This window comes from Pseudomonas sp. RW10S2, assembly GCF_014268985.1.
Taxonomy (GTDB): domain Bacteria; phylum Pseudomonadota; class Gammaproteobacteria; order Pseudomonadales; family Pseudomonadaceae; genus Aquipseudomonas; species Aquipseudomonas wayambapalatensis.
In genome coordinates this window covers 1-11,908 of the sequence record NZ_JABWRO010000026.1, presented here as the reverse complement: position 1 = coordinate 11,908, position 11,908 = coordinate 1, and the positions used below count along the sequence as shown (strand labels likewise).

Genomic DNA, 11,908 nt, shown 5'->3' with positions numbered 1-11,908 from the left:
ATGCACGTCACCTCACCGTACAACGCAACATTTTCCGAGCGCTATCCCATTCCCTTGCTGGTGGCGCTGGTGGATATGGTTATTGTGGTATCAGCTTCTTTCCTGGCACATCTCTATCGCTTCGATGAGATAGAGATGACAGGGCGTTATAGCAGCGCAACGCTTATCACCGCGATCGTGGTCGTTCTATGCCTGGCGATGGGAGGCAGTTACGGAACCCAGCGGGGCTATTCGATCTGGCGCCAGTTTGGTGTGCTGGGCATCTGCTGGTGCGCTGCGGCCGGAATACTGTTTGCGCTCACATTCTTTCTCAAGGAGTCGGACAACTTTTCGCGTATCTGGTTTGCAGTGACGCTCGTCAGTGGTGGGTTGTTGAGCCTGTTGGTCCGAGCAGCGGCATACCTGAGCCTTCGCCAGCTCAGGGTGTCTGGAATGAACCTGAAATCAGTACTGGTCGTGGACGGTGGTGGCTATCTTGGAGCGCGTCTACCAGTTGGGACGAACTTGGATGGCAACGGTTTCAGGATTGCCGTCTGCATGCCTCTGGACGACAAGGAGTACTGGATGGCTGCACTGGTCGAAGCAGTCGATCGGCATGCGGTGCATGAGGTGTGGTTGTGCCTGCCGCTTGCCCAGGGTGAGCGGGTAGAGCCCATTCTTTATGCGTTGCGACACCATACCGTCGCCATCCGGTTCTTGCCGGAGTGGGGGGATGTCAAGCTGCTGAATCACCGGGTCAGCCATATTGCCGGGATGTATTCCCTTGACCTCAGTTACTCGCCGATGGATGGGGTCGCTCGCATCGTCAAACGTCTGGAGGACCTGATTATCGGCACTATCATAAGTGTCTCGATCCTGCCGCTTTGCCTGTTCATCGCCATCACGATCAAGTTGACGTCGCCGGGCCCCATCGTGTTCAAGCAATACCGGACCGGTATCAATGGCACGCGCTTCAAAGTCTACAAGTTCCGTTCGATGGTGATGCACGAGGAGCAGGAGGGCGAAGTCACCCAGGCCTTCAGGGGTGATGGTCGCATCACGCCGATCGGTGCGTTTCTGCGACGCACGAGCCTGGATGAATTACCGCAGTTTTTCAATGTCCTGCAGGGGCGCATGTCTATCGTCGGTCCGCGACCCCATGCACTTGCGCATAACGAGTACTACAAAGATCTGGTCGAGTCCTACATGCAACGGCACAAGGTCAAGCCGGGCATTACCGGATGGGCACAGGTACGCGGTTATCGCGGCGAAACCGATACCCTGGAAAAGATGGAAAAGCGTGTCGAGCACGACCTTTGGTACATCGACAACTGGACTGTCTGGCTCGATACAAAAATTATTCTGCTGACCCTGTTCAAAGGGTTCATCAACAAGAATGCCTATTGAAAATCCTGACCTTGGTCGGTTTGAGAGCGTGAGTGTGAAGTTGGGTACCTCGTCAAGCGTGTGGCAGCGTGGATTGCTTTGGTCATTGGCCTTGGGCATGTTCGTTCTGATCAGTGGCAAGGTCTGGATAGAGTCTGGTAGCGGGCGAAATACCCAGGTCTACATCTTCCTGTTGTTGCCTGCACTCCTCGTGTTCATGGCGCGGTGCATCGCGGGGCGAATCCGCTTGCACCTTGTCGGGCCTTATCTACCTTGGTTGCTTTATTTGGGGTGGGTGGCGTTGAGTACGCTCTGGAGCGTAAATACGAGCGACGATCCGGCTACCTTGGCAAAACGCGGGTTGTTCATCGGCCTTTTCCTGTTGGCCGTGGACCTGTTCGTCCGTACCGATCGGCAACTTTTTATCAACGTGCTGAAACTCAGTGTGGGTGTGGTCGCGCTGGGGGCGCTCATGAGCCTGTTGTACCAGTACTTGTATCTGAACAACTCGCTTGCCTATCGTGAATTTCGCATCTTCAGGTTAGGTCTGCGCGAATACGCAGACTATGGCTGGCCGGTGGTGGCGGGTATTTTCCACGGTGCATTGGCAGTGCTGGCCTTGAACTTCGCGCTTGAGCGGCGTGCTCGGTGGTACCAGGTACTTTTCTGGTTGGCCGTGTTTGCCATTCTGTCGGCGTATGTGATTTGCACCTACACTCGTGGCGCCTGGGGGGCGCTTGCAGTTGCTGCGCTCATGTCCGTGTTGCTGAACCGCTCCCGGCGAGGCATGTACCTCCTGGGATGCGCAGCGCTGATCCTTCTGATCGCCTTGGTCGCTCTGCGTCATGAGCTGTGGTTTGAGCTGACCGAGCGCAAACTGTCGGGCCGTAGTCCGATCTGGGAGTACTTCTTTTCCGTAATGCCTGATCATTGGTTGTTTGGGCATGGTCTGGGCACGCCGTTCACGTTTATATGGGCGCATGAAGAAGCGGTTTCCCCGCATGCCCACAGCTTGTATCTACAACAGGTCTACGACAGTGGCCTGGTTTCGCTGCTGCTTTTACTGACGGGCATCTGTGGACTGTTTCGCCACTATCGGCGTTATCTCGCAGATCCTCTTTATCGTTCGGCACTCCCAGTGCTGGTCTTTGCGCTCATTGCCATGCTTACGGATGTCGAGCGTCTGTTCACGCGTCCGGGCGACTACTGGGTGGTCTTCTGGTTGCCCGTTGCGATTCTGTTGTCTGTGCGTTCCTGCGGGCGTCGGCCTGAACAGCTCGATGAAGCGCTCCCGACAGGGCATCCAGTACCTTTAGCGCTCACACTGCTGATGTTCGCTACCTTGCTGTTGCAAAACCGTGATCTCGCCTTTGCCAGCAACGATGACATCACGCGCTTGCGTGCTGTGCAGGATGTCTATCGGCACTTCGATTTTGCCGCAGGCGTACGTAACGGTATATGCCACTCCGTGAATCAGGAGACCTTCGAGCGCAATTGTCTGGATGTTCGGGATAAGACCATGGTGATCTGGGGCGACTCTCTGGCGGCTGCGCTCTATCCAGGCCTTGTTGCATTGCGCGATAGCAGGGCAGCCAACTACGGAATCGTGCAGGCGACGGACGGGGATGCGCCACCTTTGTTGCCGAGTAAAGGGCGAACGATCGATGGTAGGAGCCTGGCACCGGTCAACCGTTACAAGTTGCAGTTGATACAGCGCCTGCAACCCGATGTGGTGATACTGCACTGGTACATCTTTGGCGCCAATGCGATAGCTCGCAGGGACGAAGCGGTGGCAAGTCTGGCTCGCACGATCGCCGCGATCCACGAGGTATCCGCCAAGTCACGGGTGATTGTGCTTGGCCCAGCGCCAGCTTGGGACAAGCCGCTGGTGAAGGTCGTGCTCGATTATTGGGGGGAAAACTTCAGGATGATTCCACGCTACAGCGATTCCCAGGTCGACCGGCGTATCGCACCTTGGGATCAGTTCCTGGAGCAGGAGGTGCCCAGGATGGGAGCCTCCTACCTGTCGCTGTATCAACGGTTGTGCAAGGGAGAGGCATGCATGGTTCGCGTTGGTACAGATACCAGCACCCTGACGATGGTCGATGCCACTCACATCAGTCGCGAGGGCGCGATCTATGTCATCTCCCAACTGGCCGACCAGTTATTCGGGCAGGGAGGTTAGCGATTGCTGCACAATCTGGAAATAAATGCCCTGGATCGTTCCGGTTGATTCTCGTGGGTTTCGCGCTAGGTTTCAAAGGCAGCCAAGGAAATGCTGCCTTTGAAATCGAACCCAAGGAGTCTATCGATGCGTAACACGGTCCTGTCCTATCTGCTGCTACCACTCTTCGCCTGCATGTCTTTCTCGATCTCTGCTGCACCAGGCAATGCAGGTAGCTCTACAGCGTCATTGTCACCCTCCAATGCTGCCCAGGTATCGTCGGGCGACGTCGCATCACAAGCGCTGGATCTCAACACAGCCCAAGCTTCGGCGCTGCAACAGGGCCTGTCGGGGATCGGCCAGGCCAAGGCCGAAGCCATCGTTGCCTACCGAGAGGCCAATGGGCCGTTCACCTCGGTAGATGAACTGCTTGAGGTCAAGGGTATTGGAAGCTCCTTGCTGGAGCGTAATCGCGACAAGCTGAAAGTGGAATAAAGTTGCTGGAGTGGCCGGCCGGCTTCGCGCTGGTCGGCTGTAACTCCTTCGACCTGCTATTTATCCTGCGCTTCCTTGGCGTCCATCTCCGCATTCCTCTCATGAACCTTCCTCAACTGCTCCTCGGTCAAGGGCAGTTTCTTCGCCGTATCGCGCAACATCATCAACCCACCGACGATCGAGCCGAGGGCTATGATGAGTATCAGCCAGGCATACCAGGGCATTGTCGTTCTCCTGTGATCGTTAATGTGCCGCGTGTCATTTCATTCGACCGACAACCCAGTCTGTCCGTTCAATTATAGCCTTCGGCCATCGCCTGCCCACCCAGTGGATCTGCGGCCCCCAAACCGTGCCCCACTTCGTTTACAATGCGCGCCGTTTACGACTTGCCAAGAGACCTGACCATGTCCGCCTGCCAGACGCCCCTGATCGTCGCCCTCGATTTCCCTACCCGTGAGGCCGCCCTGAAGCTGGCTGACCAGCTCGATCCGGCGCTGTGCCGGGTCAAGGTCGGCAAGGAGCTGTTCACCAGCAGCGCCTCGGGCATTGTCGAGACCCTCTGCACCAAGGGCTTCGAGGTGTTCCTCGACCTGAAATTCCATGACATCCCCAACACCACGGCAATGGCGGTCAAGGCTGCCGCGGAGATGGGCGTGTGGATGGTCAACGTGCACTGCTCCGGTGGCCTGCGCATGATGTCGGCCTGCCGTGAAGAGTTGGCCAAGCGCAGCGGGCCGCAGCCGCTGCTGATCGGCGTCACCGTGCTGACCAGCATGGAGCGCGAGGACCTGGCAGGTATAGGCTTGGATATCGATCCACAGGAGCAGGTGTTGCGTCTGGCGGCGTTGGCGCAGAAGGCCGGTATGGATGGCCTGGTGTGCTCGGCGCTGGAAGCGCCGGCATTGAAAGCTGCGCATCCGGCGCTGCAATTGGTGACTCCGGGCATTCGGCCGGCGGGCAGCGCCCAGGATGACCAGCGCCGTATCCTTACGCCGCGCCAGGCGCTGGATGCTGGCTCCGACTACCTGGTAATCGGCCGCCCGATCAGCCAAGCGGCGGATCCGGCAAAGGCGCTGGCGTCGGTGGTGGCCGAGATTCGCGGTTGATTCGATCCAGGGGCTGCTATGCAGCCCATCGCGGTACAAGGCCGCTCCCGCACGGAGCGGCTAGCTGAATCCGTTTTAGACTTTCAGCACCAGCTTGCCGAAGTTTTCCCCGCTGAACAGCTTGAGCAGCGTTTCCGGGAAGGTTTCCAGCCCGTCCACAACATCCTCCTTGCTCTTGACCTTGCCACTGGCCAGCCAGCCAGCCATTTCCTGCGCAGCCTTGCCGTACTCCTTGACGTGGTCCATCACCACGAAGCCTTCCATGCGCGCGCGGTTCACCAGCAGCGACAGGTAGTTGGCTGGTCCTTTCACCGCCTCCTTGTTGTTGTACTGGCTGATGGCGCCGCAGATCACCACCCGGGCCTTGAAATTCAGGCGGCTCAACACCGCGTCGAGGATGTCGCCACCGACGTTGTCGAAATACACATCCACGCCTTTGGGGCATTCGCGCTTGAGGCCGGCGAGCACGTCTTCGGCCTTGTAGTCGATGACACCATCGAAGCCCAGTTCGTCCTTGAGGTACTGGCATTTCTGCGTGCCGCCGGCGATCCCCACGACGTGGCAGCCCTTGAGCTTGGCAATCTGCCCGGCGATGCTGCCAACCGCGCCGGCAGCGCCGGAAATGACAACGGTTTCGCCGGCCTTGGGCTGGCCGACGTCGAGCAGGGCGAAGTAGGCGGTCATGCCGGTCATGCCCAGCGCAGACAAATAGCGGGGCAGGGGTGCCAGGCGCGGGTCGATCTTGTGCAGGCCCAGGGGCGTGCCGGTGAAGTAGTCCTGTACGCCAAGGGCGCCGCTGACATGGTCGCCGGGCTTGTAGTCCGGATGTTTGGAGGCGACGACTTCGCCGACGCCCAGCGCGCGCATCACCTCACCCAGGCCCACCGGCGGGATGTAGGACTTGCCTTCGTTCATCCAGCCACGCATGGCGGGGTCCAGCGACAGGTAGAGGTTGCGCACCTGGATCTGGCCGTCGGCAGGTTCGGCGGCGGGGCCCTGCTGGTAGTCGAAATCTTCGCGGCGCACGGCACCGACGGGGCGTTTGGCGAGCAGGAAGCGGCGGTTGGTCTGGGTCATGGTATCTCTCCCTGTAGATGGCAAAGCCTGTTGATAGACCGTCGAGCCTGGCCAGGCAAGGTTGACCGGGTTGGCGAATGCCCGGTAATCCACCTCGATGATCTGGCTGGCAGCGCACAATCACTGCAAACGATGGTAGTCCAACCGTGCTTCTGATGATGCTGCCCAGCCGGGTGGTGCTCTGACTAGACTCAGTCTCTACTCGATCTCTGTGAAGCAGGAGCCTGTGATGAGCATGACTTTTTCTGGCCAGGTCGCCCTGGTCACCGGCGGTGCGGCAGGTATCGGCCGAGCCACGGCCCAGGCGTTCGCCGCCGAAGGGCTGAAGGTGGTGGTGGCAGACCTCGACGTGGCCGGTGGCGAGGCAACCGTCGCACTGATTCGCGAAGCCGGTGGTGACGCGCTGTTCGTGACCTGCGATGTGACCCGCGACAGCGATGTGCGCCAGTTGCACGAGAAGATCATCGACGTCTATGGCCGCCTGGACTACGCGTACAACAACGCCGGAATCGAGATCGAGAAGGGGCGTCTGGCCGAGGGTAGCGAGGCCGAGTTCGACGCGATCATGGGCGTCAACGTCAAAGGCGTCTGGTTATGCATGAAATACCAGTTGCCGCTGCTGCTTGCCCAGGGCGGTGGCGCGATCGTCAACACCGCGTCGGTGGCCGGGCTGGGCGCAGCACCCAAGATGAGCATCTATGCTGCGTCCAAGCACGCGGTGATCGGCCTGACCAAGTCAGCGGCCATCGAGTATGCGAAGAAGGGGATTCGGGTCAACGCGGTGTGCCCGGCAGTGATCGACACCGACATGTTCCGCCGCGCCTACGAGGCCGATCCGCGCAAGGCCGAGTTCGCCGCAGCGATGCACCCGGTCGGGCGCATCGGCAAGGTCGAGGAGATCGCCAGCGCAGTGCTTTATCTGTGCAGCGATGGGGCGGAGTTCACCACCGGCCATAGCCTGACCGTGGATGGCGGTGCCACGGCCATCTGATCGAGACGCGTGCCGAGATCAGCAACGCCAGCGCCACCGCGACGCAGCCCAGCAGCAGGGCTGCGCCGAACAGCATCAGGGCCATGCGCGAGCCGAGGCGATCACTGAGCAGGCCGGTGAAGATCACCGGCAGGCTGAAACCCAGGTAGGCGAGCAGGAAAAAACCGGCGCTGGCGCGGGTCTTCTGGTTCCCTGCGAGAGTGTTTACCGCCGCCAGCCCACCAAGATAGATGAAGCCATAGCAGGCGCTGCTGGCGGCCACTGCGCCTGCCAGTACCGCTGCCAGCCTGCCGTTTTCGGCACCCCAGGCCAACAGGGCGTAGCTCAGTGGCAGGATCGCCAGGCCGAGCAGCGTGGCGCGCACGCTTGCCAGGCGCCGAGCCAGCGGCTGGAACAGCAGGCCGCAACTGATTACGCAGAAGGTGGAAAAGCCCGACCACTCGCCCAAATCGTGCTGGCTGAGCACGCCTGGCAGCAGCGCGATGACCAGCCCGGTGCAGGCCCAGGCCAGCAGGATCGCCAGGCCGAAAGGCAGGCTGCCGGGTGGATAGCAGGGCAGGCGCAGCATGGCGCCGTGTTGTGTCGGACGACGGTCAGGCAGGCGCCACACCAGCAATAGGGCGACGGCGGCCAGCAGCAGTTGCAGGTAGAAGCTACCCGGGCTCAGGCTCGGGCCAAGCAACAGGAACAGACTGGTCAGTGCCGCACCCAGCCCGAAGCCCAACGAGGTGCTGGCGGTTACCCAGTTGGCAGCCCGGGTACTGTCAGCGCCGCCCAGCAGTTCTCCCATGTAGGCGGTCGCGGTGGTCGTCGCCAAGGCCGTACCGACGCCCATCAGCAGGCGGGTCATGGCGAGGGTTTCGAGGCCGGGTGCGAGCAGGACGAGGGTTGTGGCCAGCATCGACAGTAGCAATGCGGCCATGATCAGGGGGCGGCGGCCGACCCGGTCCGCCAAGCCACCGAAGGCCAGCAGCACAGGAAGCACACCCACTACATAGCTGGAGAATGCCAGGGCAGTGGCAGCGGCGCCGTATCCGGACAGGTCGGCGTAGGTGGTGTAGAGCGGTGCCTGCAGATTCACGGCGAGGGTGATCAGGCACAGGGCGAAGGCCAGGCGGGCGGGCATGGAGAGTCCATAGGCAAGAGGGTGGTGCAGCCACATTGGCGTGATCACGATGCAGCGACAAGGCACACATTTACGCGATTTATGCTTAACTGTTCCCTTGAAAACAACAAACACTTCACCATGCACATTCCTCTGGATCGCCTCAGCCGCACACCTCTGGTGCAACAACTTACCGAGCATCTGCAAGCCTGGATCGAGACACAGCGCCTGCGCCCCGGTGCGCGGCTGCCGTCGATTCGCACCTTGGCCAGCACTCTAGACGTCAGCCAATCCTGTGTGATCGACGCTTATGACCGTCTGGCGGCCATTGGCTGGCTCGAGGCGCGCCATGGTGCCGGCTTCTTCGTCGCCGAGCGCAAGCCGGGGGTGGCCCAGGAGGATGCCATGGCCTGGGGCGATGCCATCGATGGCAGTTGGCGGCAGTTCAGCGACGGCCACGATGCCATGCTCAAGCTCGGTTGTGGCTGGCTGCCCACCGCCTGGAATGCGCGTGAGGCCCTGGCCCGGGCGATACGTCTGGTCAGCCGTGGCGACCCCGAAGACCTGTTCCGCTATTGCTCGCCGCTGGGGTTGGCCAGCCTGCGCCAGCAGTTGCACAAGCGCCTGTCGCAGCTGGATATCCCCACCGCTCCTGAACGCATTCTCACCACGCAAGGCGGCAGCCATGGCCTTGACCTGCTGGTGCGGACCCTGCTCAAGCCCGGCGATACGGTGGTGGTCGAAAGCCCCGGCTACTACAACCTGTTCACCCTGCTGCGTCAGCATCAAGTGCACATGCTGCCGTTGCCGCGCACGCCTTCGGGCCCTGATGTGCAGGCGCTCGAGCGGCTGCTGGTCGAGCATCGCCCGCGTTGCCTGTTCGTCAACAGTCTGTACCAGAACCCGACTGGCACCAGCCTCAGCCCCAAGACCGCCTATCGCTTGCTGGAGCTGGCACGCGAGCATGACCTGCGGATCGTCGAGGATGACATCTACGCAGACTTCCAGGACGGCCCGGCCACGCGGCTGGCGACGCTGGACAGCGAACAGCGGGTGATCTACCTGGGCAGCTTTTCCAAGACCCTGAGCAGTGCCCTGCGAGTCGGTTACATCGCCGCCGACGCCGAGTTGATCGGCCAACTGGCACAGTTGAAGATGGTGACCGGCATCGGGACTTCACGCTTCGTCGAGCAAGTGGTCGGGCAGATGCTAGCCAACGGCAGCTACCGCAAGAGCGTGCAGCGTTTGCGGCTGCGCCTGGCCCAGCACATGGCCAAGTTGCTGGGGCAACTGGAAGCGTTCGGGTGGGAGGTGTTCTGCGAGCCCTATGGCGGCATGTTCGTCTGGGCGCGGGTGCCGGGCCGGGATTTCGCCTGGCTCGATCGCCTGGCGCTGGAGCATTCGGTGCTGCTGACCCCGGGCAGCGCTTTCGATCATCTGGGAGCCGACAGCGACTGGCTGCGCATCAATGTCGCGTACGGGCAGGACATCCGCGCCCAGGCCTTCTTCTCACATGCAGGGCGACCTGCAGATAGCTGAAAACGACAGGGGCATAGCTATTTGACACCATTCTGACGTCAAGCCCTTGTGAGCCGGCCGGCACGGTTGTCACTCTTGGTATTCGGGAACACCTGAATGGGCAAGGGGGAGCGGCGATGGGGGCGACCAAGCGCGGTAGTCTGTCCAATCTGGGCATGGCACGTAAACTCGGCCTGGGCTTCGCCCTGGTGCTGCTGTTGACCCTGGCGGTGGCGGCCATCGGAGTGTACGCCCTGAACAATGTCGGCCAGCGCTTCGATGGGCTGCGCCAGATGGGCGAGGTCAATACCTACCTGCTGCGCCTGCGCCAGCATGAGCAGGCCTTCGCCCTGCGTTCCGACATCAAGGAGGCCGAGGCGCTGCGTGCGGGCTTGCAGACGTTGCTCGAGCGCGTACGTGGCCTGCCGGCACTGGCGGCGAGCGAGGCGGATCTCAATGCCTATGGCCAGGCCTTCGATGCCTTTGTCGAGGCCGTGCAGGCCAAGGAGCTGGCGCTGGATACGGCTGACTGGTCGGTTTCCAGCGTCGCCAACAATCTCGATGTGCTGCAGGCCGGGCTGGCGGACGATGGCGCCTACACCCTCAAGCAGTCTCAGGGCCAGCAGGGCAGCGAGTTTCTCGATCAGGCCGCGCAGGTGGCCCAGGTCTCGCGCCTGATGCTGCAGGCGATGGACGAGGCGCGGGTGCGTCTGGAGCAGGGGCGCAAGGGGGAAGAGGCGGTGTCCGCCGGGCGCATCGCACAGACGGTCGAGGCGGCGAATCTGGTCGATCAGCTCAAGACCTCCGTCACTGATTCCGGTTACCAGAGCGTGCTGGGTGAAGTGGCCGGGCATATCGCCACCTTCTCCGACAAACTCAACGAATACACCGATGAACTGGCCAAGGAGCAGGGCACCAAGACCCAGTTGCAGGCCAGCGCCGAACAGGTCACCAGCCGGGTTGACCAGGCCTACGCGGCGCAGCAGGAAGCCATGCGCCAGGAGCTGCTGCACAACGCGCTGGCCATCGCCATCGCCACGGCCCTGGCGTTGCTGGTGGGCATCGTTGCCGCCTGGCTGATCACGCGCGCCGTGGTGGGGCCGCTCAAACGGGTGATCGACAGCGCCCAGCGCATCGCGGCCGGCGATCTGGTGGTCGAGGCGCAAGTGGCGGGGCGCGATGAGGTGGGGCAACTCACCCTGGCCATGCAGCAGATGGCCGCGGGGCTGTCAGGTATCGTCAGCGGATTGCAGCAGGGCATCGAACAATTGGCCGGCAACGCCCAGGCGCTGTCGGCGGTGACCGAGCAGACCAACCGCGAGGTGGGCAGCCAGAAGGAGGAGACCGAACAGGTCGCCACCGCGATGCAGCAGATGACCGCGACCGTGCACGATGTGGCGCGCAATGCCGAGGAGGCAGCGCAGGCGGCACAGGATGCCGACGACAAGGTCGAGTCCGGTCAGCAGGTGGTGCGCCAGAGCATGCAGCGCATCGAACAGCTGGCCGAGGCTGCGGAAACCGCCAGCGCCGGCATCGACAGCCTGAGTGCCGAGATCCACACCATCGGCGATGTACTGGAAGTGATCAAGAGCGTCGCCGAGCAGACCAACCTGCTGGCGCTCAACGCGGCGATCGAGGCCGCGCGCGCCGGTGAGCAGGGCCGTGGTTTTGCTGTGGTGGCTGATGAAGTGCGGGCCTTGGCGCGGCGTACCCGGCAGTCGACCGAGGAGATCGAGCGCCTGGTGGCCAGCCTGCGCGGCAATGCCCAGCAGTCGGTGGCGCAGATTCGTGGCAGTACCGAGCTGGTGCGCATGGCCGTGGCCGATGCGCTGCATACCGAAAGCGCCCTGGGCAGCATCGCCTCGGCGGTGTCGCTGATCCAGCAGATGAACCAGCAGATCGCTGCGGCAGCGGAGCAGCAGAGCTCGGTGGCCGAGGAGATCAGCCGCAGCGTCACACAGATTCGCGGCAGTGCGGATCAGGCGGCGTTGGCGATGCAGGACAATGCGCGGTCGAGTGTGGAGCTGGCGCAGTTGGGAGATGAGTTGAAGGGGATGGTGGGGCATTTCCGCTTGGGATGAGGCTGG

10 protein-coding genes are annotated in these 11,908 nt (G+C 61.8%); 7 read left to right on the top strand and 3 right to left on the bottom strand.

What is annotated here, in order from left to right; all coding sequences use genetic code 11:
* The 3 genes from HU729_RS08320 (at nt 1) to HU729_RS08310 (ending at nt 4,024) form a co-directional block, all read left to right on the top strand.
* Nucleotides 1-1,386 (top strand): undecaprenyl-phosphate glucose phosphotransferase, encoded by a 1,386-nt coding sequence (locus HU729_RS08320; protein ID WP_186666586.1) that lies wholly within the window; start codon nt 1-3, stop codon nt 1,384-1,386.
* Between the two features lie 97 nt (nt 1,387-1,483).
* Nucleotides 1,484-3,550 carry an SGNH hydrolase domain-containing protein gene (locus HU729_RS08315; protein ID WP_186709518.1) on the top strand — a complete coding sequence of 689 codons (2,067 nt, stop codon included), beginning with the start codon at nt 1,484-1,486 and terminating at the stop codon, nt 3,548-3,550.
* 126 nt (nt 3,551-3,676) lie between these two features.
* Nucleotides 3,677-4,024: a ComEA family DNA-binding protein gene (locus tag HU729_RS08310; protein ID WP_186666582.1), complete on the top strand. Its 348-nt coding sequence runs from the start codon at nt 3,677-3,679 to the stop codon at nt 4,022-4,024.
* A 56-nt stretch (nt 4,025-4,080) separates the two neighbouring features.
* Here HU729_RS08310 and HU729_RS08305 read toward each other — a convergent pair whose 3' ends face one another.
* A complete protein-coding gene (locus HU729_RS08305; protein WP_186666580.1) occupies nt 4,081-4,248 on the bottom strand; it encodes a DUF2897 family protein in 168 nt (55 codons plus the stop codon).
* A gap of 180 nt (nt 4,249-4,428) precedes the next feature.
* Here HU729_RS08305 and pyrF point away from each other — a divergent pair, with 180 nt between their 5' ends.
* Entirely contained in the window at nt 4,429-5,130 is a 702-nt protein-coding gene (gene pyrF / locus HU729_RS08300; RefSeq protein ID WP_186709515.1) for an orotidine-5'-phosphate decarboxylase, read from the top strand.
* A 75-nt stretch (nt 5,131-5,205) separates the two neighbouring features.
* On the opposite strand, the gene HU729_RS08295 is transcribed toward pyrF, so the two are convergent.
* Entirely contained in the window at nt 5,206-6,207 is a 1,002-nt protein-coding gene (locus HU729_RS08295) for an NADP-dependent oxidoreductase (protein ID WP_186709514.1), read from the bottom strand.
* 229 nt (nt 6,208-6,436) lie between these two features.
* Between HU729_RS08295 and HU729_RS08290 the strand changes: the two genes are divergently transcribed.
* On the top strand, nt 6,437-7,198 hold the full coding sequence (locus HU729_RS08290; protein ID WP_186709513.1) for an SDR family oxidoreductase: 762 nt from the start codon (nt 6,437-6,439) through the stop codon (nt 7,196-7,198).
* On the opposite strand, the gene HU729_RS08285 is transcribed toward HU729_RS08290, so the two are convergent.
* Nucleotides 7,149-8,324: an MFS transporter gene (locus HU729_RS08285; protein ID WP_186709512.1), complete on the bottom strand. Its 1,176-nt coding sequence runs from the start codon at nt 8,322-8,324 to the stop codon at nt 7,149-7,151. The two genes, HU729_RS08290 and HU729_RS08285, sit on opposite strands and share 50 nt — an antisense overlap.
* A gap of 120 nt (nt 8,325-8,444) precedes the next feature.
* Between HU729_RS08285 and HU729_RS08280 the strand changes: the two genes are divergently transcribed.
* Both HU729_RS08280 and HU729_RS08275 read left to right on the top strand, forming a co-directional pair.
* Nucleotides 8,445-9,842, top strand: coding sequence for a PLP-dependent aminotransferase family protein (locus HU729_RS08280; RefSeq protein WP_186709511.1), 1,398 nt, complete (start codon nt 8,445-8,447; stop codon nt 9,840-9,842).
* Nucleotides 9,843-9,958: 116 nt separating this feature from the next.
* Nucleotides 9,959-11,902 carry a methyl-accepting chemotaxis protein gene (locus HU729_RS08275; RefSeq protein WP_186709510.1) on the top strand — a complete coding sequence of 648 codons (1,944 nt, stop codon included), beginning with the start codon at nt 9,959-9,961 and terminating at the stop codon, nt 11,900-11,902.
* Nucleotides 11,903-11,908: the final 6 nt, after the last annotated feature.